The sequence below is a fragment of the Burkholderia sp. Bp9012 genome (assembly GCF_003853825.1).
Lineage (GTDB): Bacteria > Pseudomonadota > Gammaproteobacteria > Burkholderiales > Burkholderiaceae > Burkholderia > Burkholderia diffusa.
In genome coordinates, this window is sequence record NZ_QTQA01000042.1 from 13,739 (window position 1) to 34,956 (window position 21,218).

Here is a 21,218-nt window from a genome sequence, read left to right on the forward strand (position 1 = left end):
GGCGCTCCGCATCGCATCAGGCGAGCGCCGCGCGCTGCCGGCGCAGGAACGCCGGGATCGAGCTGACGATGTCCGGCTTGCCCTGGTTGCCCGCGATGAACGGGCTCCACGGCTGCGCGCGCACGACCGTCTTCGTCTTCCACACGACGTTGAACTGCCCGTCGCCGCGGATCTCGCCGATCATCACCGGCTTGTGCAGGTGATGGTTGCCGTCCATCGAGAGCGTGAAGCCCGACGGCGCGGCAACCGTCTGTCCGATCATCGCGACGCGCACCTTGTCGACGTCGGTGCTCTTCGCCTTCTCGACCGCCTGCTTCCACATGTGGATGCCGACGTAGGTCGCTTCCATCGGATCGTTGGTCACGCGCTTCGCGCCGCCCGGCAGATTGTTCGCCTTCACCCACGCGGCGAACTGGTCCTTGAACTTCGTGTTCGTCGGGTTCTTCACCGACATGAAGTAGTTCCAGGCGGCGAGATGGCCGACGAGCGGCTTCGTGTCGATCCCGCGCAGCTCTTCCTCGCCAACCGAGAACGCGACCACCGGCACGTCGGTCGCCTTGATCCCCTGGTTGCCGAGCTCCTTGTAGAACGGCACGTTCGAATCGCCGTTGATCGTCGAGACCACGGTCGTCTTGCCGCCCTGCGCGAAGTTCTTGATGTTCGCGACGATCGTCTGGTAATCGCTGTGGCCGAACGGCGTGTAGACCTCCTGAATATCGGCGTCCTTGACGCCTTTCGATTTCAGGAACGCGCGCAGGATCTTGTTGGTCGTGCGCGGATACACATAGTCGGTGCCGAGCAGGAAGAATCGTTTCGCGCCGCCGCCTTCCGCGCTCATCAGGTACTCGACGGCGGGGATCGCCTGCTGATTCGGCGCGGCGCCCGTGTAGAAAACGTTGCGCGACATTTCCTCGCCTTCATATTGCACCGGGTAGTAGAGCAGGCCGTTCAGTTCCTCGAACACCGGCAGCACCGACTTGCGCGACACCGACGTCCAGCAGCCGAACACGCATGCGACCTTGTCCTGCGTGAGCAGCTGGCGCGCCTTCTCCGCGAACAGCGGCCAGTTCGATGCGGGGTCGACGACCACGGGCTCGAGCTTGCGGCCCATCACGCCGCCGCTCTTGTTGATGTCGGCGATCGTCATCAGCGCCGTGTCCTTCAGCGACGTTTCGGAGATCGCCATCGTGCCCGACAGCGAATGCAGGATACCGACCTTGATCGGACCCGTGCCCGCATCGGCCGCGTGCGCAAACGGACTCTTGCCCGCCAGCGCGAGTGCACCGGCCATCGAACCGAACTTCAGCAGACTGCGACGTTTCATCGAGTTCCCCTTGACGTGTTTGGTAGGCGTGCGCCATGACGGCGCCGGCATCCGACTAACGCAAGGCATGTGCCAGTCGCGCGGATGCACGCCGGGCGTGCCTGTGCGGGGTGGCGCGGGGCGTCGGCGTGGTGCGCGTGACGCGTCGTGCAGCATGCGCGATCCGTTGCGGTGCAGTCGCGCGGGCGCAATTGGTGCACGGTATGCGCCCGTGTCCGAGCGCGCACGTCACGCGTTGAGGGACGTGCGGAACGTGATGGATGCGCACGCATCCAGCCGCGTCGTGTCGTGTCGTGTCGTGTCGTGTCGGCGTCGCTGTGCGCGCGGGGGGAAGTGGAGTACGACGGCAAGCGCGAAGCGATCCGTTCGACGGGTGCCATGCTCGGGTGCTCGCCGCCGTTCGACATGAACACACGCGGATAGCCGACGGGCTGAAGCAATCGGGGGAGGGGGAACAGAGAAGCGGAAATGCAAACGGGCGCGCCATGCGCGCCCGTTCGGCGGATCGGGGCGATCGGCTGCAACGTGCCGGTCGCCGTGGCGGCGCGCGATGCGCCGCCGGGAAGGTCAGTCACTCAGTAACGCGGCACGGACGGATCGACGTCACGCGACCACGCGTCGATCCCGCCCTGCAGGTTGTACAGCTTCGTGAAGCCGCGCGATTCGAGGAACATCGCGACCTGGGCGCTGCGCATCCCGTGATGGCACACGCAGACGATTTCCGCTTCGTCGTCGAGCTCCTCGCTGCGCGCGGGGATCTGTTGCATCGGGATCGACACGCTGCCGGCGATCTGCGCGGTCGAGATTTCCCAGGGCTCGCGCACGTCGAGCACGAGCGGCGCGGGACGCGCCGGATCGCGAAGCCATTCCGCGAGCATCGCGGGTGTCAGGATCTGCATGGAAGCTCCGCCGCTCAGAACTTGAAGCGCGACGGCTCCATCGCGTTGACGAGGTGATTGACGTAGGTTTCGAACACGTCGGCGACACGGTACTGCTTGTCGTCGATGCGCGTGATGATCTGCGCCTTCATCACCGGACGGCCGCCGACGAACGCCGACAGGCGGCCGCCGATCTTCAGCTGTTCGAGCATCTGCTGCGGCACGACCGGCAGGCCGCCCGCGACGCAGATCACGTCATACGGCGCCTTGTCGGGCCAGCCGAGCGAGCCGTCGCCGAGCACGACTTCCGCGTTCGTCACGCCGTCGTTGCGCAGGTTGTCCGCCGCGAACTTTGCGATGGTCGGATCGATATCGACAGCCGTCACGTGCTGTGCGCGATGCGCGAACAGTGCGGCCAGGTAGCCCGAACCCGCGCCGATCACGAGCACGTTCTCGTGCTTCTTGACCGACAGTTCCTGCAGCACGCGCGCTTCGACGCGCGGGAACAGCATCTTGCTGGTGCCGCCGGGCAGCGGCAGCTCGAGGTCGGCGAACGCGAGATCGCGGTGTTCGGGCAACACGTAGTTTTCACGCTTGACGATCGACAGCAGGCCCAGGACGTCCAGATCCAGCACATCCCACGGCCGGATCTGTTGTTCGATCATGTTGAAACGCGCGTTTTCGATATTCATGGTGTGGTCACGCAGCCAGGTCGGCCATCAGCGGGGATAGAGAAACTTCGTGATTGTACCAAAGGGGGCGGCCGCGAAGCCTTCAGACGGCCTGCAACAGACCTTTATCCCTTGCTCTTCTTGATCTGCGCCTCGAATGCGAGGTCGAGCTTGCTCGCCTTGCGCGGCTTTTTGGGGCCGAATTCGTCGACGAACCTGACGAATTCGTCGAGCGGCAGCGGCTCGCTGCGCTTCTCGGCGGTGCCGCCGGAGCGGTCGACCAGATAGAACAGGCCGCCCGCCATCGCGACGGCCGCGAACTGCGGGTTGCCGGAACGCGTTTTGAGGCGTTCGACCGCGTTGGTTGCTTTGGTGGTGCGCATCGTGCGGATTCTTGCAGGGGCGTTGAGCCCCGTACTTTATCAAACCGGCCGCCCGCATGCGGCCGTGCGGCGTCAGACGGTGCGCGAGTAGCGTTGCCGCGGCGTCTGGCCGAGGTAGGCGTCGAACGCCATCGCGATGTTGCGCACGACCATCCGGCCGGCCGGGTGGATCGTCAGGCGGTCGCCGGCGATGGTCAGCAACCCGTCCTGCTCGAACGTGCGCAGCGCGTCGAGCTCGCGCGCGAAGTGATCGGCGAAGCGGATCCCGTGCGCGGCCTCGATATGCGAGAACGGCAGTTCGAGGTTGCACATCAGCTGGGTGATCACGTCCCGGCGCAGCCGGTCGTCGGGCGTGAGCCGCACGCCGCGCGTGATCGGCAGCCGGCCCGCGTCGAGCGCGGCGCCATAGGCCGGCAGGTCCTTCGCGTTCTGCGCGTAGACGTCGCCGACCTTCCCGATCGACGACACGCCGAAGCCGACCAGATCGGTATCCGCGCGCGTGCTGTAGCCCTGGAAATTGCGCTGCAGCGTGCCGTTGCGCTGCGCGCGCACAAGTTCGTCGGTCGGCCGCGCGAAGTGATCCATCCCGATGTACACGTAGCCGGCCTGGGTCAGCATGTCGATCGCGAGGCCGAGCAGCGCGACGCGCGTTGCGGGCGGCGGCAGCGTCGCGTCGTCGATCTGCCGCTGCATCTTGAACAGGTGCGGCATGTGCGCGTAGCCGAATACCGAGAGGCGGTCGGGCGCGAGTTCGATGATTGTCTCGAGCGTGCGCGCGAATACGGCGACCGTCTGGTGCGGCAGCCCGTAGATCAGGTCGACGCTGACCGAATGGAAGCCCGTCGTGCGTGCTGCCGACAGCAGGTCGGCCGTCATCGCGAGCGGCTGGATCCGGTTGATCGCCTGCTGCACGATCGGATCGAAATCCTGCACGCCCAGGCTCAGCCGGTTGAAGCCGATGTTGCGCAGGTGGACGAGCGTCGCGGGCGTGACCGTGCGCGGGTCGATCTCGATCGAGAACTCCGCGTCGGCGTCCGGTGCAAGCGCGAAGTGCTCGCGGGTGGCCACCATCAGCTCGGCCGTTTCGTCGTCGGACAGGAAGGTCGGCGTGCCGCCGCCCCAGTGCAGCTGCGTGACCGGGCGCGCGGGATCGAACAGCGCGGCCTGCAGCGCCAGCTCGCGCTTCAGTTGCTCGAGATACGGGCGCGCGCGGCGGCGGTTGTTGGTCGCGATCTTGTTGCAGCCGCAGTAGAAGCAGGCCGTGTTGCAGAACGGGATGTGGAAGTACAGCGACAGGTCGCTCGACGACGCGCCGGGATCGCCCGCGGCGCGCACGTAGTCGGCCGGGTCGAAATCGTCGCGGAATTGCAGCGCGGTGGGGTAGGACGTATAGCGCGGCCCGTTCGCGCCGTACTTCGCGAGCAAATCGGGACGGAACATTGTGTCGGCAGAACCGGAACTCATGATGGTCTCGCGCTTTTTAGATGCTTTCGAGTATATAAACGCGCGTTTCGGCTGCATTGTGTAATAACGTCGCAGCCGGCGGTGGCACAATGCGCAGTGGGCTGCCGCACGCTGCGTCCGGTTGCCGCACCGTTTTTTGTTGTTCGTGAGAGAGCCGAGTGTCCGTCGAAATGCCTGTCCGTCCGGCGCCCGCCGATGTCCCGCCGCCGCATGCGTGCCGCGAGGGGTGCGGCGCATGCTGCATCGCGCCTTCGATTTCCTCGCCGATTCCGGGGATGCCCGACGGCAAGCCCGCCGGCGTGCGTTGCGTGCAGCTCGGCGACGACCTGCGCTGCCGGATCTTCGGCCGGCCCGAGCGTCCCGCGTGCTGTTCCGGACTGCAGCCGTCCGCCGAGATGTGCGGTGCGTCGCGCGACGACGCGCTCGCGTGGCTGACGCGCCTCGAGGTCGCGACGCAGCCGGCGCCGGGCGCCGGCGCGGCCCGCTGACGCATTGCCCGCGCTGCCCGTCACCGGCACGCGCATGGAACCGGCGACATCCGCCGAAGCACTAACTTCGGTCCACGGCCCTGCTTGCGGCCGAGCCGGTAACCCGACGGACGCTTCGCCCGATACAGGAGATTGTTCAGCATGACCGCATCTTGCACGTCCGGCCGGCGCCGCTTCCTCGCCGCTTGCGCCGGCGCCATCGGCGTGTCGGTATCGCTCGCCGCCTGCGCGTCGACTTTCCCGTTCATCCCCGATCACTACACGTTCTCGCGCGGCGATGTGCAGAAAGCCGTCGCGCGCAAGTTTCCCTACCAGAAGACGGTCGCGCAGGTCGTCGACGTGTCGCTCGCCAATCCGGCCGTCAACCTGCTGCCCGACCAGAACCGCGTCGCCGTGCAGCTGGACGCGCATTTCGCGAGTCCGTTCCTGAGCGAACCGGTGAGCGGCAAGTTCATCGTGTCGGGCCAGCTGGCTTACGACGCGCCGAGCCGCTCGGTCGTGCTGAAGGCGCCGGCCGTCGACAGCCTCGTGCTCGACGGCAACGCGCAGATGTACGCGCAACAGGTCGGCGCGGCCGCCGGCCTGCTCGCGACGCAGGTGCTGACCAACTATCCGATCTACACGTTCAAGCCCGAACAACTGCAATTTGCCGGCGTGAACTACGAACCCGGTACAATTACGATTCTTACAAACGGCATACGCGTAGCGATCGTCGAAAAGTGACGGCGCACCGCGCGCGGCCGGGCGGGCCGCGACGGTGACGCGGCCCTTTCTTTCGACTACTTCGGAGTTGGGCCACGGATGGACTGGATCCTGATCTGCAAGGCATTGATCCTCGGCGTCGTCGAGGGGCTGACGGAATTCCTCCCGGTGTCGAGCACCGGCCACCTGATCGTCGCGGGCAGCTTCCTGAATTTCAACGACGCGCACGCGAAGACCTTCGACGTCGTGATCCAGTTCGGCGCGATCCTCGCGGTCTGCTGGGAATACCGGCAGCGGATCGTCTCCATCGTGTCCGGGCTGCCGAGCCGCCCCGACGCGCAGCGCTTCACGCTGAACGTCGTGATCGCGACGATTCCCGCGATCGCGCTCGGCCTGCTGTTCGAGAAGAAGATCAAGGCCGTGCTGTTCTCGCCGGTGCCGGTCGCGTTCGCACTCGTCGTCGGCGGCGCGATCATCCTGTGGGCCGAGGCGCGACAGCGCGAACGCCGCGAGCCGCCGCGCGTGCAGTCGGTCGATGCGCTCACGCCGCTCGACGCGCTGAAGGTCGGCATCGCGCAATGTTTCGCGCTGGTGCCGGGCATGTCGCGCTCGGGCTCGACGATCATCGGCGGGATGCTGTTCGGCCTCGACCGGCGCGTCGCGACCGAATTCTCGTTCTTCCTCGCGATTCCGATCATCTTCGGCGCGACGCTCTATGAAACCGTCAAGGACTGGCAGGCGTTCACGGTCGATTCGCTCGGCCTGTTCGCGCTCGGGCTCGTTGCCGCCTTCGTCAGCGCGTTCGTGTGCGTGCGCTGGCTGCTGCGTTTCGTCGCGACGCACGACTTCACCGTGTTCGCGTGGTACCGGATCGCGTTCGGCCTGTTCGTGCTGTTGGTGGGGTATAGCGGGTGGCTGAACTGGGCGTGATGCCGGTGCGGGGGCAAGGGCGCATCCAATAGAGAACGGCCCGACCGGTAGCAGATGCCGGTCGGGCCGTTTGTCATTGCGCGACGCGCGTTGTGTTCAGCCGGCGCGTTTGCGGAACACCAGGTCCCACACGCCGTGGCCGAGCCGCAGCCCGCGCCGTTCGAACTTCGTGACGGGGCGGTAGTCTGGGCGCGGCGCGTAGTCGGCAGCCGTGTTTTCGAGCGTCGGTTCGGCGCCGAGCACTTCCAGCATCTGTTCCGCGTAGTTTTGCCAGTCGGTCGCGCAGTGCAGGTACGCGCCGGGCTTCAGGCGCGATGCGAGGTGCGCGACGAGCGGCGGCTGGATCAGTCGGCGCTTGTGATGGCGCGCCTTGTGCCACGGATCGGGGAAGAAGATGTGCACGCCGTCGAGGCTTTCCGGCGCGAGCATGTGCTCGAGCACCTCGACCGCGTCGTGCTGGATGATGCGGATGTTCGGCAGGTCCTGCTCGCCGATCAGTTTCAGCAGCGCGCCGACACCCGGTTCGTGCACTTCGACGCCGAGGAAGTCGTCGCCCGGGCGGTGCGCCGCGATTTCCGCGGTCGATGCGCCCATCCCGAAGCCGATCTCCAGGATGCGCGGCGCGCGGCGGCCGAACACGGCGTCCCAGTCCGGGATTTCCGCCGCGTACGGGACGACGAAGCGCGGGCCGAGATCGTCGAGCGCGCGGCGCTGGCCGGTCGACACGCGGCCGGCGCGCGTCACGAAGCTGCGGATGCGGCGGCGGTGCAGCGGGTTGACTTCGTCGGCGCCGTCGGCGGCTTCGTCGGGAAGGGCGGCGTCGTCCGGCGGCAGGCCGGCTTCGTTCGGATCGTCGTGCATCATCGGTGACAGAGAAAGGCTTGGTTCGGGCGCGGGCCCGTCATGCGCAGCGGTGCTGCCAGATGAACCGGCAGACGGTACAAAAAAGCCGCCTTCGACGAGGCGGCTCTTGCGCAGGCTGCCGAGCAGCCGAAGGTGGAGCGGGCGATGGGAATCGAACCCACGTCATCAGCTTGGGAAGCTGAGGTAATGGCCATTATACGACGCCCGCAGAACGCGTAATTCTACAGGGTTTGGCGCTGATGTTGCAAGCAAGGCGTTTTTGGCGGCCTGCCTCGAAGCACGCATGGGCTCGGTGGTTGGGCGACGGATCCCTGGTACTGGCGTCAAGGATCGGCCGGAAGCGGTCGGTCATCGTAAGGCCGACCGGAACACGCAGGCGGCGCGCCAGCACGCAAGCCCTTGTCGAAAATAGACGAGTCGATGTCGGACGCATACAAGCCCCGGTGAAGCTTTCGAACTAACGTGACAGACCTTCTACCCGATCGTTAGTCTGGAGCCGACATGTCCGATTTCATCACCGTTCTGCGCAAAACCTGCCCGACCCCGGTCGTCGACGCGACCAAGTGGAAGCGCATCGGCGGCGATCCGCACACCGTGAACCTCAACGCCTACCTCTCGAAGGATGGCAGCAAGATCATGGGCACCTGGATCTGCACGCCGGGCAAGTTCGAAGTGAACTACGAGAAATGGGAGTACTGCCACTTCCTCGACGGCTACTGCATCATCACGCCGGAAGGCGAGGAGCCGGTGCACCTGAAGGCCGGCGACGTGTTCGTGATCGAACCCGGCATGAAAGGGACGTGGGAAGTGGTGGAGACGGTGCGCAAGTACTTCGTGTTTGCCTGAGCGGGCCTGTCGATTCGACTCGCGTACCAGCGCTGGTTGAATCGATGCGTTGAAACGCACCCGTACCCGTGCCGACGAGCAAGGGTTCAGTCGGGATCGCAAGCAGGGGATTCCGGCTCAACAAACTCGCTCCGGTTCGGAAACAACTCGCCGAGCGTGGCCGCACGCTCGGCCGATTCCGCTATCCCGTCGATCTCACCGATCGCGCCGGGTGTCTGCCGCTCAGGATAGGCGCTCGGCGCCATCCCGCACGCCCCGCCGAAATTTGCCCCCAAGGTGCGACGCATGGGCAAATCGGCAGGTCGACGCGATCTCCAAAATGCTCTTGTCCGGATACATCAGCATCCATGCTGCCGGGCGCTTCCTTGAACAGCCGCCGTTCCGCGAGCATGTCCCGCAAGTAGGTCAATCGTTTCGTGATCCGCGGCAGAACGGTGGTGATCGGAGGGGTGTCGAACGACCTTGCGGGGGTTAGGCGATGGGCAAAGAAGCGCGGCCAGTCCGGAGTCAATCAGAGCGCTCGCGTGCATCGCGATGTCCGCGCAGCACCGCCCGGCACGACGCGATTCGACAACGTCGGGGCGACGTTCACTGCTCGATGCTCAGGGCTTTTTCGATCGCGGCAATCAATCTGAATGCATCGTCTCGGCCGATCAGGAGGCCGCGACTGGTGTACTCGCAGCCGAACGCGTAGAAGCTAGGCAGAAGCGTGATCGCATCCTTCTGTCGATCGAAATCGACCTCGCACTTCGTCAACGGGAAGAATGGAGGGTCCTCGACGGTCGGCTGATACACGGCGTTCTCCTAATAGAGCTTGCGAGGCGGCAGCATGCGTTTCGCGAGCAGGCACTGTCTCGCGACGGCGCTGGCTTTCTTGCGCTTGCGCTCGGTAGTTGGCTTTTCATAGCCGGTGCGACCACGCAACTCGCGGATCAGGCCCGTCTTCTCGATGTTTCACCGGAAGCGCCGCAGCGCGACATCGACAGGTTCGTCGGGCTTGCGGATGATCGTCGTCATGCAGGTGCTGTTTCAAGACACGCGTGGCGGAACACTAGCCGAGCCGGGTCATGACGGCACTCGCGATCTCGTCGGATTCGAATTCGGAATATCCGGCGCTGATCGTCAATGCGCGCACTGCAGCGAACATCTGCAACTCGGGTTGGTGACGCAACGCAGAACCGGCGAGGCCGTCGTGCGGGACTGCGTCGGTACTGGAAATCTCTCGCCGTTCGATCAGGCGGAGGAGTTCATCGATAATCATTTCGTCATCCGAATCAGGGTGCAGCCGCGCTGCCGCGACAGGAAGCGTCAATGGGAATCTGCGAAGAGCGGTTGCTTGCCGCGATTGCCGTCGATGATCTGCTCCGCGTAGCGAACGGACGCGCGGCGCGCTTCGCCCGCCGATTCGAACGGTGCGTTGTCGAGCAGCCGGAATGTTTCGCTGCGGGTCAGCGTGTCGGTGGTGCCGCGCAGGCAGATCTTCACGGCCGCGTCGAAGCCGGCGTCGTAGTTGTGCGTATTACCGTTCAGCGACGGAGTGTGCGGGTAGATCAGCGGATAGATTTCGAAGCCACGATAGAGATGCATGCTCATGATGAACTCCTGGGTTCGGGCGCGACAAATCGCGTGGACGAACGCATCCGACCGGTATCACCGCGGCGCGGTGTGACGGGTGGGGTGAAAAGGACAGCAATGCGCGCGGGTAACGGAGGGTAACGGCGCGACGCAGCGAGAGGGTAGACGGCGGGGCGAGCGGCGAGTGGAGTGACGCGGGCTCGGACAAAAATCATCATACGCGCTTCGCGTCGGATGTCTATCTAATTCGCGGCCGTGCCAGTGGGGTGCGATGATTGGCGTCGAGGCGCGCGACGCGCCTCGCACGTGATGCGGCGGTCGTCCGCACGTCGACGCGGCACGGCGCGGTTCGGATGATGTCGAGCGAGTCGGATCCCTTCGCCGCATCGCGACGGTCGCGCGTCTGCACGACATCGCGCAGGCGCCTATGATGCAGCGATCCGCCATTCGCGCCGTCCGAAATGCGCGCATGGTCCGCAAACGCCGAACGTTTTCCCGGAACCCCGACCATGCGCATCGTCGACATCCGCGAGCAAGCGATCCTCGTTTCCCGCCATGCAGATCCGGCGCTTCCGTCGGGCGACCTGACGACGAGCGTCGTCGCGATCGTCACCGATGTCGTGCGCGATGGCCGGCCGATCACGGGTTATGGCTACGCTTCGGTCGGTCGTCATGCACAGGGCGGGCTGATTCGCGAACGGTTCGCGCCGCGTCTGCTGGCCGCCGCGGACGCCATCGCCGACGACGCCGGCACGAACCTCGATCCGTTTCGCGCATGGCGCGCGATGATGGCAGGCGAGAAGCCCGGCGGGCACGGCGAACGCTGTGTCGCGGTCGGCGTGCTCGACATGGCGATCTGGGATGCCGCCGCGAAGATCGCGGGGCTGCCCCTCCATCGCTTCGTCGCCGACGGGCTCGCGCGCAACGCGGCACCTCGCGTGCGTGTCTATGCGGGCGGCGGTTACCGCTATCCGCACGACGATCTCGCGCACCTGTCGGACGAGATGCGCCGCATCGTCGATCTCGGCTACACGCACGCGAAGATCAAGATCGGCGGCGCGGATATCGATGACGACAAAAGACGCATCGAAGCGGCCGCGGCGCGTCTTGCCGACAGTTCGCATCTCGCGGTCGATGCGATGAATAGGTACGACGCGACGAGCGGCCGCGCAGCCGTCGCGATGCTGGCACCGTTCGAACTCTGGTGGTTCGAGGACCTTTGCGATCCGCTCGACCTGCCGCTTCATGCGGACCTGACCGCGCAATACGCGCCGCCGGTCGCGGCCGGTGAGGCGTTGTTCTCGCTCGCGGAAGCGAAGCTGATCGAACGTTACGGCGGCCTGCGCCCGGACCGCGACGTCCTTGTGTTCGATCCGGTGCATTGCTATGGCCTGCCGGGCTATCTGCAGATCGTCGACCATTTCGTGTCGAACGGCTGGCGGCGCGATGCGTTCTGGCCGCACGGTGGTCACCTGTTCTCGTTGCACGTCGTGTCGGCGCTCGGGCTCGGCGGTGCCGAAGTGAGCCCGTTCGCGTTCCGCCCGTTCAACGGGCTGGCGGACGGCGAATCGGTCGACGCCGGCTACGCGGCCGTGCCACAGGCGCCGGGCATCGGCTTCGAGCGTCATGCCGATGCGTACCGCGCGTTTCGCGCGGTAGCCGGCTTGTGAACTGCGCGGCCGGTCTCGGCGCGCGTCGATCGCGAAGCGGACCGCGAACCCGAGCATCATCGCGGCGACGACGCGCCCGAGCACACACTACGTGAGCGCGCGGTCGAACCATGCGCGGCACGCCCGTGCGCCATAGGCGAGCCGCCGTCACCCGATCGCGTGCGCGCCGACCAGCAGCAACGCGCCGACGACGATCAGCAGCAGCGCGTGAATGCGCGTGACCATCACGCATATCGTCGACACGACCGCGATCGCCCGCGCGGGCCAGCCGCCGTCGAGCGCCTGCAGCAGCACCCAGACCGACGCGAGGATCATGCCGGCCGCGACCGGGCGCAGGCCTGCCTCGAGCGCGACCTGCCAGCGTGCGCCCTGGTGGCGCCGCCACAGATGCGCTGCGCCGTAGATCAGGAACGCGGTCGGCCCGAACAGCGCGAGCGTCGCGATGACCGCGCCCCAGAAGCCGGCCACCTGCCAGCCGATCAGCGTCGCGAGCAGCGAGCCGGGGCCCGGCGCCATTCGCGCGATCGCGAAGTCGTTCACGAACTGCGAGGCCGTCATCCAGTGATGCACGTCGACGACCTGCCGCTGGATGTCCGCGATGATCGTCTGACCACCGCCGATCGTCGCGATCGACAGCGGTGCGAATACGCCGAACAGGGCGGCGTAGCGTGACGAGGCAGTCATCGTTCGTCGCTCCCGACGATGGATGCGGCCGCGCGCCGGTATTCGAGCGCGACGCTCAGCGCGCCGGCGATAAGTACGGTCCATACGAGCGGCCAGTGCAGCACGGCCACCGACACGAACGTGAGCGCCGCCACCGCGAACGGCAGCGCGCGACGCGGCAGCCGGCGCACCGCGGTGATCGCCATCGAGATCGACAGCCCGATCGCCGCGGCGGCCGCGCCCGCGAGCGCGACGTGCGTGAGCGTGAAGCGCGTCAGCGTCGAGAACGCGACGCCGAACAGCACGATCAGCACGGCCGGCGGCGCGATGATGCCGGTGAAGCCGGCCACCGCGCCGCGCCATCCGGCCAGCCGGTAGCCGATCCAGATCGCGAGGTTCTTCACGTTGACGCCCGGCAGCGCCTGCGACAGCGCAAGGCCGTTGAGGAACGCTTCCTCGTCGAGCCAGCGCCGCTCGTGAACGAAGTCGCGCATCATGCGCCCGCTCAGCCCGCCGCCGAAGCTGGTCAGGCCGATCTGCGCGAACGCGATGAACAGTGCGAGGACGCCGGGCGGCGGGGCAGGGCCGTCGGATGGCGCGGGTGTGATCGGGTTGCAGGGTGAAGACATCGGGCGGACGGGGCGCGGCGGGTGGGCAGTCGCCCATCGTAGCAAGCGGCACCTGTCGGCACGCTGACATCGCGCCGACGACGATGTCGGTGCCGCCCCACCGACGTGCAGACGTCGAAGCCGCGGCTCGGCTACGCGCGCACGACCGTCACGCCCGCGGCCTCGATCGGCTCGGTCAGCGCTGCATCGGTTTCCCGTTCGACCACGATCGCTTGTGCGAGCGTGAGTTCGCCGATCGCGAACTGCGACGCCGCTCGCAGCTTGGATTGCGAAGCCAGCACGATCGTCTCGCCGGCGCGCCCCGCGAGTGCGCGCTTGATCGCCGCTTCCTCGAAGTCGCCGGTGCTCAGCCCCGCGACTGGATGAACGCCGGTCACACCCATGAAATACAGGTCCGCGTGGATGCGCGAGATGCCTTCCATCGCCGCGGCGCCCACCGCGACGATCGAATGCTTGTACAGCCGTCCGCCGATCAGGATCACGTCGATCGACGGATGCGCGGCCAGTGCGACGGCGACGCTGGGGCTGTGCGTGACGATCGTCGCGCGCAGGTCGGGCGGCAGCTCGCTGACGAGCAGTGCCGAGGTCGTGCCGCCGTCGACGATCGCGACCTGTCCGGGCGCGATCATCTGCGCGGCCCGGCGCGCGATGCGCCGTTTTTCCGCGGTTTCGAGCAGCTCGCGCTGCGCGAACGGCGCGACCGCCGGCGACGCCGGCAGCGCGCCGCCGTGCACGCGCTGCAGCAGGCCCTCGGCCGCCAGTTCGCGCAGGTCGCGCCGGATCGTGTCCTCGGACACGCCGAATTGCGCGCTCAGTTCGACGGCCAGCACTTGGCCGTCGCGGGCGAGCGCGTCGAGGATCGCTTTCTTGCGTTGGGTCGTCAGCATCGGGTTTGCACGAAATTTCTTGAAATTGCACGAATATGCACGCTACCATGAGTGCCGTCACTTGTCGAATGGGAGACCACCATGGCCGCAACGCGGGACCGCGTCCGCATCGTCGATACGACGGTGCTGTCCGATGACTGGTATGTGCTGAAGAAGGTGACGTTCGATTTCCTGCGCCGCGACGGCACGTGGCAGCGCCTGAGCCGCGAAACGTACGACCGCGGCAACGGCGCGACCATCCTGCTGCGCAACGCGAGGACGGGCGACGTGCTGCTCACGCGGCAGTTCCGGATGCCGGCGTTCGTCAACGGACACGACGGGATGCTGCTCGAAGCCGCCGCCGGCCTGCTCGACGACGCGACGCCCGATGCACGCATTCGCGCGGAGGCCGAAGAGGAAACCGGTTATCGCGTGCGCGGTGTGCGCAAGGTGTTCGAGGCGTTCATGAGTCCCGGCTCGGTGACGGAAAAGCTGCATTTCTTCGTCGGCGAATACGATGCGTCGCTGCGCACGGGCGACGGCGGCGGCATCGCGGAGGAGGGCGAGGATCTCGAGGTCGTCGAGATGCCGTTGCACGCGGCGCTGGATGCCGTCGAGCGGGGCGAGATCGTCGACGCGAAGACGATCATGCTGCTGCAGTACGTCGCGCTGCGGGAACCCGCGGGCGTGCGCGCCGCGGCTGCGTGATGTCGCGGCGCGGCGCCCGAACCGGCGTATGATCGCGCGACGCCACTCGCGCACCGTTCGACGCTTCCGCTGCTCCGTCATGCCGATTTCCGACTCGTCCGATTCCACCGATTCCAGCGATTCCAGCGCCGCTGCCGAGCCACTGCCGGCTCATCTGGTCGCGTCCGCCGTCGAGGCGCTCGCGCGCGCCGATGCGCTGCTCGTGACGGCCGGCGCGGGCATCGGCGTCGATTCGGGGCTGCCCGATTTCCGCGGCACGGACGGCTTCTGGCGCGCGTATCCGGCGCTGCGCCACGAGCGTTTCGAATTCCACGAGATCGCTTCGCCGCAGGCGTTCCGCGCACATCCGCAGCTTGCGTGGGGCTTTTACGGACACCGTCTCGGACTCTACCGGCAGACGGTGCCGCACGCGGGCTTCGCGATCCTGCGGCGCTGGATGGACGCGATGCCGAACGGCGGCTTCGTGCTGACGAGCAACGTCGACGGCCAGTTTCAGAAGGCCGGTTTCGATCCGGCGCGTGTCGCCGAGATTCACGGTTCGATTCATTCGATGCAGTGCCTGCGGCCCTGTTCGGACGACACGTGGGACGCCGCGCCGTTCACGCCCGATGTCGACACGGCCGCGTGCCGGCTGGTCGGCGAGCTGCCGCGCTGCCCGCGTTGCGGCGGCCTCGCGCGACCGAACATCCTGATGTTCGGCGACGACGGCTGGCTCGGCGAACGCTACGACGCGCAGGAGCGGGCCCTTCAGGACTGGATCGCGCAGGCGGGATGGGTGACCGTCGTCGAGATCGGCGCGGGCACCGCGATTCCGACCGTGCGTCTCTCGAGCGAACGGCTCGGTGCCGACGTGATCCGCATCAATGCACGCGAGGCCCATGCCCGCCGCGCGGACGTGATCGGGCTGAAGGGCAGCGCGCTCGCGACGCTCGTGGCGCTCGACCGTGCATGGCACGGCGGCTGAGCGGCGCGGGACGAATCGGCCGGCCGCGGCCGCGCGATCACGGCTGTGCGACGAGCGCCTGGACGAGCGCCGGCGCGATCGGCGAGCCGAGGCCCGTCACGTAGTCGTAGCCGCCCGCTGCATTGCAGATGCTGCCGCAAGTGCCGTTGGATCCGGTCGTGACGTCGTGATAGTCGCTGCCGTAGGCGTTTTTCCCGACCGTATAGAGCGTGTCGTAGGTGCCGCTCAGCGCGTGTTTGCCGGCCGCCGTGCGCAGCGAATTCGCGATGGCGACGAGCGCCGACCATTGCGGCGCGCCCGCGCTCGTGCCGCCGACCTGGAACCAGCCGGCCTGCCCCTGATAGGTGACGGAGTCGTACACCGCGAAGCCGCTTGACGGATTCGCGTCGTAGCTGACGTCGGGCACGCCGCGCTTGCCGGCCACCGGCACCGGCCAGCCGGTCTGCCCGGCCGGCTCGGCCTCGATCGAGCTGACGCCGCCGCCGCTGCCGCTCCACGCGGCCTCGCTGACGTAAGTGCCGGATGCGTCGGTGGACAACGTCGTGCCGCCCACCGCCACCACGTACGGCGACGCCGCCGGGTACTCGGTGCCGGTGCCGCTGTCGCCGGACGACGCGACGAACGTGACGCCCGATGTGTTGAAATGGCTGTCGAAGCCGGTCTCGCTGCCGAACTCGTTGCCGCCGAAGCTCATCGACACGACCGATGCGCCGCGCTTGACCGCTACGTCGACCGCGGCCATCAGGTCACTGAAGCTGGCCGACGCGGCCTCGACGAGCACGATCTTCGCCTTCGGTGCGATCGCATGCACCCATTCGACGTCGAGCGACATCTCGAGCGACCAGCCCGCGTCGGTCTTGGGTCGCGTGCCGCGCGCGTAGACCTTGGTGAAACAACCGTTCGACGAAGTGCAGGCCGGCAGCGAGAACGCGTTGCTGAACACGCCAAGATCGGCTTCGATCTTCGGATCGTCGTACGCGTCGACGATCGCGACGACCATCCCGTCGCCCTGGTTGGCGATCGAATCGAACCCGTACGCATGGCGTACGAGCACGGGTGTGAGGCCGGCCACCGTGGCCGTGCTGGCGCGCTGTTTCGTGTGGAACGGCGGGCGCGCATAGCCTTTCGGCGCGCGGTTGCCTTCGACGTAGGACGGGGGGCCGTTGTCCTCGGCGAGCGCGACGCTCGACGCGAGCAGCGACGCGCACAGTGCCGGAATCAACATGAATGACAGGCGGTAATTGTTCATTTTTCGAGCTTCCATGTCGATGGAGTGGGGGAGCGAAATGATTTTACGAAATCAGCAGAGCGAATTGCATTGAATATCGACCCGATTCGGGAATGTCTGGATTAGGGAAAACACGCGAAATGCCCATGAAGAAAGGCTTACATGGCTGGCGCGGGGCTGACTTTTCGAATTCTGGAAAATCTGATGAATAATCGATTCGTTTCCAACAATTTGTAATGACCTGCGTAATGCATTGGAAAATATCGAGCTCGGCGGTGCATGGAAATAATGAAATGCACGGTTCCGGCGCGACACCATCCGGTGCGCGCCGGGGGCCGGCCGGCATTGCCGTCGCGGCGCGATTCCGCATACAGTTCGGCGTAGGCCGCGCCCGCGATGCGGCCTCGTCAGCGAGGAGCTCCCTTGTTCTATTCGATCGTCGCGATCTTCGTCGGCGCCGGGCTCGGCGCATTGCTGCGCTGGTTCCTGAGCCTTGCGCTCAACGCGTTCTTTCCCGCCGTGCCGCTCGGTACGCTCGCCGCAAACCTGATCGGCGGCTACGTGATCGGCATCGCGGCCGTCGCGTTTACCACCCGCGTCGGGCTGCCGCCCGAGTGGCGGCTGTTCGTGATCACGGGCTTCCTCGGCGGCCTCACGACGTTCTCGACCTATTCGGTCGAAGTGATGACGCACGCGGTGCAGGGCGAATTGGGATGGGCGTTCGCGGTGGCTGCCCTACACTTGACTGGATCGTTCACGCTGACGGCGCTCGGCATGTGGACCGCGCGCGCGTGGTTCGCGGCAGCCTGAGCGCGCCGGCATCGGGAGGACGCGATGGACAGGGTTTTCTTGCGCTTCTACGTGCACGAGCAGCACCGGCTGCACTGGAAGCCGCTGTGGGAGTGGTTGCTGGAGGAGGGAAACCGGATGGGCGTCGCGGGCGGTTCCGCGTTTCGGGCGATGGCCGGCTTCGGCCGGCATCGGGTGCTGCACGAGGACCGCTTTTTCGAGCTGCAGGGCTCGCTCGCGATCGAGGTCGAGTTCATCGTCACCGAGGACGAGGCGCAGCAACTGCTCGAGCGGCTTGCGCGCGAGAAGGTGCGCGTGTGCTACGCGATGATTCCCGCGCGCTTCGGGGTGATCGACACGCTCGAGGTGTCGCCGGCGCAGGGGCCGGCAGCATAGCGCAACGCGTCAGATGCCGAACATCGTCAGCGACACGGCGGCGCGCGTGACGATCATCAGCAGCACCTGCACGATCACGAACAGCAGGATCGGCGACAGGTCGATGCCGCCCAGGTTCGGGATCACGCGGCGCAGCGGGTTCAGGAACGGCGCGGTGAGCTGGTAGAGGATCGGCATCGCCGGCGAGCGCGGATTGAGCCACGACAGCAGCGCCATCAGGATCGTCATCCAGATCACGAGATTGAGCGCCCACTTCACGACGGTGAGCAGCGCGACCACGACGAGCGTCGCGATCACCGAGGCCGGATCCAGGCCGGCCATCACGACCATCAGCACCACATAGACGAGCGCGGTGAGGAGGGCGGCGACGACGCTTGCCCAGTCGATGCCGCGCACGCCCGCGATCACGCGGCGCAACGGCAGCACGAGCCAGTTGGTCGCCTGCAGCACGGCCTGCGTGACGGGGTTGTACGGCGGCACGCGGACGGCCTGCATCCAGACGCGCAGAATCAGCGCCGCGCCGAACAGTGTGAAGACGGTATTGAGCAGAAAACGGGCGATCTCGCCGAACATCGTTGGCATCCTTTTTATACAGTCGGGTAGCGTGCGGCCGCCAACGCCGGATGGCGGCGCATCGGCCGACACCTTATCACGCCTCGTCTCGCGGCGGGGAGGGGTGCCCGGTCGTGCGCTCGAGCGACGTTTCGACGGCCTGCGCAAGCGCCGGCAGCGCGGCCGGCGGCGCCGCGCGCTTCGCCGCGAGCGCGACCGCGCGGCGGGTCATCAGCGCATACAGGGTCGCGTGGTCGCCGCCGCGCGCTTCGAGCAGCGCGAGCTGACGCTCGACGATGCCGGTGTCGCCGCGCGACACCGGGCCTGCCAGTGCGTTCGCGAGGCCTTTGTCGCGCGCGGTGGCGATCGTGCCGGCGAGCATCGGCAGCAGCGCGCGCAACGCCGCTTCCTCGTCGAAGCCGAGGCCGCGCCACAGCTCGACCGCTTCCGACAGCCCGCACAGCGCGAAGCTCGCCGCGTAATGCGCGGCCGCGTGATACAGCATTCGGCCGCCGGCCGGAATCGACAGCGGATGGCAACCGAGTGCGGCAGCAAGTCGCAGCAGCGTCGCGTGCAGCGCGCCGTCGGCTTCGAGCGTGACCGAGCAGCCGTCGATGCGGGAGAGATCGGCGTCCGTGCCGCCGAACAGGTAGAGCGGGTGGAAGCCGCCCGTGGCCGCGCCTTGGCGCTTTGCCGGATCGAGCAACTCGACCGCCGACGCGCCGCTGCAGTGGATGAGCGCCTGACCTGCCGCGCGCGCCGCGTCGAACCGCAGCGCGGCGGCGGTCGATGCGAGATGGTCGTCGGGCACGGTCAGGAAGATCAGGTCGGCGGCGTCGACAACCCGCTGCGGCGTGTCGACCGCCCGGCAGCCGTCGATGCGCGCGGCAAGTGCCGCGGCCGATGCCGTCGTGCGACTCGCGATCGCGATGACCGGAAAGCCGGCCGCCGCGAAGCGCAGGGCAAGGCAGCGCGCCAGGCGGCCGGCGCCGATGAAGCCGAGGCGGGGGAGAGCGGGGAGGGGCATGGCGGGTCACGCAGCGAAAACGGAGCAGACGTCAGTATCGCAGGAATGACGGGGCGGTCGTGGATCGGCGGCGATGCCGAACGGGGACGGCCTGGACGGCAGCGTTCGGTGCGGACAAGGTAAATTCGCGCGGCGATTTCGCCTCCGACGAAGATGGTCTAATCCGGCCCCAAATCGCGCGGGGGCTGTGTCCCGCCTGGATTGTCGGCGTCCTGTTTCAAATTTGTAATCGTTCATTACGGAAGCGTGCCGGCCGCGCTTACCGGATCCGGTAAGACTGACCGGCCGGCGCGTCGCGGTTTGGCTGCTCGGACGGAATCGCGGGACTCGCGGCGGGGATTGCCGGGCCTCGGCGCCCTGCTGCACGGTGGCCGCCGCCGCGTGGAATTGCAATTTGCAACAAATGCGCCATACGCGAGCGGTGGGTTTTCGCTACATTGCATCCATGCGACGTGCATGCCCGCCGTTGCCGACAGGAGCGTACAAATTACCGCTCCAGCAGGAGAATCGAAGTGAAAAAGCTCATTCCGTTCATCGCCGCCGCCGCGCTGGCCTTGGGGGCCGCAAGCGCCGCTCAGGCTCACGTGTCGATCGGGGTCGGCATCGGGGTCCCGATCGCACCTGCGTATCCCGTGTATGCACCGCCTCCGCCCGTTTATTACGCACCGCCCCCGCCGGTGTATTACGCGCCGGCGCCGGCCTACTATGCACCGCCCGCCGTGGTCGTCGGCGGCTACGGCGGCTACTACGGCCGTCCGTACTGGCGTCACGGCTACGGCGGCTGGGGTCACCACGGCTGGCGTCGTTGACGAATTCCGCGCGGCGGCCTGACCGCGCGCGGCAAAACGGCGCAACGTCCCTCGCGGGGCGTTGCGCCGTTTTTCATTTGGGGCGCGGGTGTGCGTGCGGCGGTTACGCCGCGTGGGCAATCAGGTCGCGGTAGCCGCCGACGATCACGCTGTACGAGAAATACGCGAACAGCAGCGCCGACGCGACGTGGCACGCGCGCATCATCCCTGCGCCCGCGCGCTTGCGGCCCTGGCTCGCGAGCGTGCACATGAAGAGCGTCCACGCGAGGCCGCCGAGGAAGAAGCCGGACAGGAACACCGACGCCGTCGCCGGCGTGGTCGCGCCGGCTTTCGCGATCAGCGCGCCGCCGACCGCCGCGAACCACAGAATCGCACTCGGCGACGACATCGCCAGCAGCATTCCGCGCACGAAGCTGCGCCGCGCGCTGGCACGCGGCTCCGGCGTGTCGTCCGCCGTGCCGTCGTGGCCGCTGCCGGCCGGCGCGAGCGCTTCACGCGCCATCTTCCACGTGAGGAACAGCAGCACCGCACCGCCGCCGATCCAGACGATCCAGCGCACGGCCTCGAACTGCAGCAGCACGGCCATGCCCGCGAGCGCGAGCGCCGCGTAGACGAGATCGCCGACGCACGAGCCGACGCCGAGCCAGAAGCCCGGCCGGAAGCCGTGCGACAGCGTCAGCGACAGCATCGCGACGTTGACGAGGCCGATGTCGAGACACAGCGACAGCGACAGGAAGAACCCGTCGGACAGCATCGAGGTGGGGGGAAAGCTCATCGTCGTTCTTGTCGGGT

27 protein-coding genes, 1 tRNA gene and 1 pseudogene are annotated in these 21,218 nt (G+C 67.1%); 10 read left to right on the forward strand and 19 right to left on the reverse strand.

Features of this window, described 5'->3' with window-relative positions; all coding sequences use genetic code 11:
• Positions 1 to 16 precede the first annotated feature (16 nt).
• From urtA to hemN, 5 genes are all read right to left on the reverse strand, one after another.
• On the reverse strand, positions 17 to 1,324 hold the full coding sequence (gene urtA, locus DIE11_RS33780; protein WP_059605640.1) for an urea ABC transporter substrate-binding protein: 1,308 nt from the start codon (positions 1,322 to 1,324) through the stop codon (positions 17 to 19).
• 575 nt (positions 1,325 to 1,899) lie between these two features.
• The gene (locus DIE11_RS33785) at positions 1,900 to 2,223 is read right to left on the reverse strand and encodes a rhodanese-like domain-containing protein (RefSeq protein ID WP_059605618.1); all 324 of its coding nucleotides are present in this window, start codon (positions 2,221 to 2,223) and stop codon (positions 1,900 to 1,902) included.
• 14 nt (positions 2,224 to 2,237) lie between these two features.
• Positions 2,238 to 2,894: a protein-L-isoaspartate O-methyltransferase gene (locus tag DIE11_RS33790; RefSeq protein ID WP_059605621.1), complete on the reverse strand. Its 657-nt coding sequence runs from the start codon at positions 2,892 to 2,894 to the stop codon at positions 2,238 to 2,240.
• Positions 2,895 to 2,998: 104 nt separating this feature from the next.
• Positions 2,999 to 3,256, reverse strand: coding sequence for a hypothetical protein (locus DIE11_RS33795; RefSeq protein ID WP_059448113.1), 258 nt, complete (start codon positions 3,254 to 3,256; stop codon positions 2,999 to 3,001).
• A 72-nt stretch (positions 3,257 to 3,328) separates the two neighbouring features.
• Entirely contained in the window at positions 3,329 to 4,720 is a 1,392-nt protein-coding gene (hemN, locus tag DIE11_RS33800; RefSeq protein ID WP_124629651.1) for an oxygen-independent coproporphyrinogen III oxidase, read from the reverse strand.
• A gap of 170 nt (positions 4,721 to 4,890) precedes the next feature.
• Between hemN and DIE11_RS33805 the strand changes: the two genes are divergently transcribed.
• The 3 genes from DIE11_RS33805 to DIE11_RS33815 all read left to right on the forward strand — a co-directional run bounded on the left by DIE11_RS33805 (position 4,891) and on the right by DIE11_RS33815 (position 6,840).
• Complete coding sequence (locus tag DIE11_RS33805; protein ID WP_059680838.1) at positions 4,891 to 5,208, forward strand: YkgJ family cysteine cluster protein; 318 nt, start codon at positions 4,891 to 4,893, stop codon at positions 5,206 to 5,208.
• 141 nt (positions 5,209 to 5,349) lie between these two features.
• Positions 5,350 to 5,931: a DUF1439 domain-containing protein gene (locus DIE11_RS33810; RefSeq protein WP_059605627.1), complete on the forward strand. Its 582-nt coding sequence runs from the start codon at positions 5,350 to 5,352 to the stop codon at positions 5,929 to 5,931.
• Between the two features lie 78 nt (positions 5,932 to 6,009).
• Positions 6,010 to 6,840: an undecaprenyl-diphosphate phosphatase gene (locus DIE11_RS33815; RefSeq protein WP_059605630.1), complete on the forward strand. Its 831-nt coding sequence runs from the start codon at positions 6,010 to 6,012 to the stop codon at positions 6,838 to 6,840.
• A gap of 96 nt (positions 6,841 to 6,936) precedes the next feature.
• Here the strand turns inward: DIE11_RS33815 and trmB are convergent, their stop codons facing one another.
• Together trmB and DIE11_RS33825 are read right to left on the reverse strand one after the other, a co-directional pair.
• A complete protein-coding gene (gene trmB / locus DIE11_RS33820) occupies positions 6,937 to 7,704 on the reverse strand; it encodes a tRNA (guanosine(46)-N7)-methyltransferase TrmB (protein WP_059605632.1) in 768 nt (255 codons plus the stop codon).
• Between the two features lie 133 nt (positions 7,705 to 7,837).
• A tRNA-Gly gene (locus tag DIE11_RS33825) sits at positions 7,838 to 7,912 on the reverse strand.
• A gap of 293 nt (positions 7,913 to 8,205) precedes the next feature.
• Here DIE11_RS33825 and DIE11_RS33830 point away from each other — a divergent pair.
• Positions 8,206 to 8,550, forward strand: coding sequence for a cupin domain-containing protein (locus tag DIE11_RS33830; RefSeq protein WP_059466993.1), 345 nt, complete (start codon positions 8,206 to 8,208; stop codon positions 8,548 to 8,550).
• An 86-nt stretch (positions 8,551 to 8,636) separates the two neighbouring features.
• On the opposite strand, the gene DIE11_RS33835 is transcribed toward DIE11_RS33830, so the two are convergent.
• From DIE11_RS33835 to DIE11_RS33855, 5 genes and pseudogenes are all read right to left on the reverse strand, one after another.
• The gene (locus DIE11_RS33835; protein ID WP_260437243.1) at positions 8,637 to 8,837 is read right to left on the reverse strand and encodes a hypothetical protein; all 201 of its coding nucleotides are present in this window, start codon (positions 8,835 to 8,837) and stop codon (positions 8,637 to 8,639) included.
• 301 nt (positions 8,838 to 9,138) lie between these two features.
• The gene (locus tag DIE11_RS33840) at positions 9,139 to 9,345 is read right to left on the reverse strand and encodes a hypothetical protein (RefSeq protein ID WP_059605430.1); all 207 of its coding nucleotides are present in this window, start codon (positions 9,343 to 9,345) and stop codon (positions 9,139 to 9,141) included.
• Between the two features lie 9 nt (positions 9,346 to 9,354).
• Positions 9,355 to 9,567: pseudogene (gene rpsU / locus DIE11_RS33845) on the reverse strand (30S ribosomal protein S21).
• Between the two features lie 34 nt (positions 9,568 to 9,601).
• Entirely contained in the window at positions 9,602 to 9,811 is a 210-nt protein-coding gene (locus tag DIE11_RS33850; RefSeq protein ID WP_059605427.1) for a hypothetical protein, read from the reverse strand.
• A 47-nt stretch (positions 9,812 to 9,858) separates the two neighbouring features.
• On the reverse strand, positions 9,859 to 10,143 hold the full coding sequence (locus DIE11_RS33855) for a hypothetical protein (protein ID WP_124629652.1): 285 nt from the start codon (positions 10,141 to 10,143) through the stop codon (positions 9,859 to 9,861).
• A gap of 491 nt (positions 10,144 to 10,634) precedes the next feature.
• Between DIE11_RS33855 and DIE11_RS33860 the strand changes: the two genes are divergently transcribed.
• Entirely contained in the window at positions 10,635 to 11,795 is a 1,161-nt protein-coding gene (locus DIE11_RS33860; protein ID WP_124629653.1) for an enolase C-terminal domain-like protein, read from the forward strand.
• A gap of 147 nt (positions 11,796 to 11,942) precedes the next feature.
• On the opposite strand, the gene DIE11_RS33865 is transcribed toward DIE11_RS33860, so the two are convergent.
• From DIE11_RS33865 to DIE11_RS33875, 3 genes are all read right to left on the reverse strand, one after another.
• On the reverse strand, positions 11,943 to 12,479 hold the full coding sequence (locus DIE11_RS33865) for a chromate transporter (RefSeq protein ID WP_124629654.1): 537 nt from the start codon (positions 12,477 to 12,479) through the stop codon (positions 11,943 to 11,945).
• Positions 12,476 to 13,087 carry a chromate transporter gene (locus tag DIE11_RS33870; RefSeq protein WP_124629655.1) on the reverse strand — a complete coding sequence of 204 codons (612 nt, stop codon included), beginning with the start codon at positions 13,085 to 13,087 and terminating at the stop codon, positions 12,476 to 12,478. Before DIE11_RS33870 ends, DIE11_RS33865 begins: the two co-directional genes overlap by 4 nt.
• A 131-nt stretch (positions 13,088 to 13,218) precedes the next feature.
• Positions 13,219 to 13,974, reverse strand: coding sequence for a DeoR/GlpR family DNA-binding transcription regulator (locus DIE11_RS33875; protein ID WP_124629656.1), 756 nt, complete (start codon positions 13,972 to 13,974; stop codon positions 13,219 to 13,221).
• An 81-nt stretch (positions 13,975 to 14,055) separates the two neighbouring features.
• On the opposite strand from DIE11_RS33875, the gene DIE11_RS33880 reads away from it, so the two are divergent.
• Both DIE11_RS33880 and DIE11_RS33885 read left to right on the forward strand, forming a co-directional pair.
• The gene (locus DIE11_RS33880; protein ID WP_059605406.1) at positions 14,056 to 14,661 is read left to right on the forward strand and encodes an NUDIX domain-containing protein; all 606 of its coding nucleotides are present in this window, start codon (positions 14,056 to 14,058) and stop codon (positions 14,659 to 14,661) included.
• Between the two features lie 79 nt (positions 14,662 to 14,740).
• Positions 14,741 to 15,625 carry a Sir2 family NAD-dependent protein deacetylase gene (locus tag DIE11_RS33885; RefSeq protein WP_124629657.1) on the forward strand — a complete coding sequence of 295 codons (885 nt, stop codon included), beginning with the start codon at positions 14,741 to 14,743 and terminating at the stop codon, positions 15,623 to 15,625.
• A 37-nt stretch (positions 15,626 to 15,662) separates the two neighbouring features.
• On the opposite strand, the gene DIE11_RS33890 is transcribed toward DIE11_RS33885, so the two are convergent.
• Entirely contained in the window at positions 15,663 to 16,874 is a 1,212-nt protein-coding gene (locus tag DIE11_RS33890) for a S53 family peptidase (protein WP_124629658.1), read from the reverse strand.
• A gap of 402 nt (positions 16,875 to 17,276) precedes the next feature.
• Between DIE11_RS33890 and crcB the strand changes: the two genes are divergently transcribed.
• Together crcB and DIE11_RS33900 are read left to right on the forward strand one after the other, a co-directional pair.
• Entirely contained in the window at positions 17,277 to 17,663 is a 387-nt protein-coding gene (gene crcB / locus DIE11_RS33895; protein WP_059530237.1) for a fluoride efflux transporter CrcB, read from the forward strand.
• A gap of 24 nt (positions 17,664 to 17,687) precedes the next feature.
• Positions 17,688 to 18,038: a DUF190 domain-containing protein gene (locus DIE11_RS33900; RefSeq protein ID WP_124629659.1), complete on the forward strand. Its 351-nt coding sequence runs from the start codon at positions 17,688 to 17,690 to the stop codon at positions 18,036 to 18,038.
• 9 nt (positions 18,039 to 18,047) lie between these two features.
• Here the strand turns inward: DIE11_RS33900 and DIE11_RS33905 are convergent, their stop codons facing one another.
• Positions 18,048 to 18,611, reverse strand: coding sequence for a YggT family protein (locus tag DIE11_RS33905; protein ID WP_059530230.1), 564 nt, complete (start codon positions 18,609 to 18,611; stop codon positions 18,048 to 18,050).
• A 76-nt stretch (positions 18,612 to 18,687) separates the two neighbouring features.
• Positions 18,688 to 19,617: a Rossmann-like and DUF2520 domain-containing protein gene (locus DIE11_RS33910; protein ID WP_124629660.1), complete on the reverse strand. Its 930-nt coding sequence runs from the start codon at positions 19,615 to 19,617 to the stop codon at positions 18,688 to 18,690.
• A 512-nt stretch (positions 19,618 to 20,129) separates the two neighbouring features.
• On the opposite strand from DIE11_RS33910, the gene DIE11_RS33920 reads away from it, so the two are divergent.
• Entirely contained in the window at positions 20,130 to 20,426 is a 297-nt protein-coding gene (locus DIE11_RS33920; RefSeq protein WP_124629662.1) for a hypothetical protein, read from the forward strand.
• 103 nt (positions 20,427 to 20,529) lie between these two features.
• On the opposite strand, the gene DIE11_RS33925 is transcribed toward DIE11_RS33920, so the two are convergent.
• Positions 20,530 to 21,201 carry a LysE family translocator gene (locus DIE11_RS33925; protein ID WP_124629663.1) on the reverse strand — a complete coding sequence of 224 codons (672 nt, stop codon included), beginning with the start codon at positions 21,199 to 21,201 and terminating at the stop codon, positions 20,530 to 20,532.
• Positions 21,202 to 21,218 lie beyond the last annotated feature (17 nt).

Excerpts from the sequence above, each read along its gene's own strand:
- urtA (WP_059605640.1), bottom strand. The coding sequence starts at position 1,324 with ATGAAACGTCGCAGTCTGCTGAAGTTCGGTTCGATGGCCGGTGCACTC.
- DIE11_RS33785 (WP_059605618.1), bottom strand. The coding sequence starts at position 2,223 with ATGCAGATCCTGACACCCGCGATGCTCGCGGAATGGCTTCGCGATCCG.
- DIE11_RS33790 (WP_059605621.1), bottom strand. The coding sequence starts at position 2,894 with ATGAATATCGAAAACGCGCGTTTCAACATGATCGAACAACAGATCCGG.
- DIE11_RS33795 (WP_059448113.1), bottom strand. The coding sequence starts at position 3,256 with ATGCGCACCACCAAAGCAACCAACGCGGTCGAACGCCTCAAAACGCGT.
- hemN (WP_124629651.1), bottom strand. The coding sequence starts at position 4,720 with ATGAGTTCCGGTTCTGCCGACACAATGTTCCGTCCCGATTTGCTCGCG.
- DIE11_RS33805 (WP_059680838.1), top strand. The coding sequence starts at position 4,891 with ATGCCTGTCCGTCCGGCGCCCGCCGATGTCCCGCCGCCGCATGCGTGC.
- DIE11_RS33810 (WP_059605627.1), top strand. The coding sequence starts at position 5,350 with ATGACCGCATCTTGCACGTCCGGCCGGCGCCGCTTCCTCGCCGCTTGC.
- DIE11_RS33815 (WP_059605630.1), top strand. The coding sequence starts at position 6,010 with ATGGACTGGATCCTGATCTGCAAGGCATTGATCCTCGGCGTCGTCGAG.
- trmB (WP_059605632.1), bottom strand. The coding sequence starts at position 7,704 with ATGATGCACGACGATCCGAACGAAGCCGGCCTGCCGCCGGACGACGCC.
- DIE11_RS33830 (WP_059466993.1), top strand. The coding sequence starts at position 8,206 with ATGTCCGATTTCATCACCGTTCTGCGCAAAACCTGCCCGACCCCGGTC.
- DIE11_RS33835 (WP_260437243.1), bottom strand. The coding sequence starts at position 8,837 with ATGCGTCGCACCTTGGGGGCAAATTTCGGCGGGGCGTGCGGGATGGCG.
- DIE11_RS33850 (WP_059605427.1), bottom strand. The coding sequence starts at position 9,811 with ATGATTATCGATGAACTCCTCCGCCTGATCGAACGGCGAGAGATTTCC.
- DIE11_RS33855 (WP_124629652.1), bottom strand. The coding sequence starts at position 10,143 with ATGAGCATGCATCTCTATCGTGGCTTCGAAATCTATCCGCTGATCTAC.
- DIE11_RS33860 (WP_124629653.1), top strand. The coding sequence starts at position 10,635 with ATGCGCATCGTCGACATCCGCGAGCAAGCGATCCTCGTTTCCCGCCAT.
- DIE11_RS33865 (WP_124629654.1), bottom strand. The coding sequence starts at position 12,479 with ATGACTGCCTCGTCACGCTACGCCGCCCTGTTCGGCGTATTCGCACCG.
- DIE11_RS33870 (WP_124629655.1), bottom strand. The coding sequence starts at position 13,087 with ATGTCTTCACCCTGCAACCCGATCACACCCGCGCCATCCGACGGCCCT.
- DIE11_RS33875 (WP_124629656.1), bottom strand. The coding sequence starts at position 13,974 with ATGCTGACGACCCAACGCAAGAAAGCGATCCTCGACGCGCTCGCCCGC.
- DIE11_RS33880 (WP_059605406.1), top strand. The coding sequence starts at position 14,056 with ATGGCCGCAACGCGGGACCGCGTCCGCATCGTCGATACGACGGTGCTG.
- DIE11_RS33885 (WP_124629657.1), top strand. The coding sequence starts at position 14,741 with ATGCCGATTTCCGACTCGTCCGATTCCACCGATTCCAGCGATTCCAGC.
- DIE11_RS33890 (WP_124629658.1), bottom strand. The coding sequence starts at position 16,874 with ATGAACAATTACCGCCTGTCATTCATGTTGATTCCGGCACTGTGCGCG.
- DIE11_RS33900 (WP_124629659.1), top strand. The coding sequence starts at position 17,688 with ATGGACAGGGTTTTCTTGCGCTTCTACGTGCACGAGCAGCACCGGCTG.
- DIE11_RS33905 (WP_059530230.1), bottom strand. The coding sequence starts at position 18,611 with ATGTTCGGCGAGATCGCCCGTTTTCTGCTCAATACCGTCTTCACACTG.
- DIE11_RS33910 (WP_124629660.1), bottom strand. The coding sequence starts at position 19,617 with ATGCCCCTCCCCGCTCTCCCCCGCCTCGGCTTCATCGGCGCCGGCCGC.
- DIE11_RS33925 (WP_124629663.1), bottom strand. The coding sequence starts at position 21,201 with ATGAGCTTTCCCCCCACCTCGATGCTGTCCGACGGGTTCTTCCTGTCG.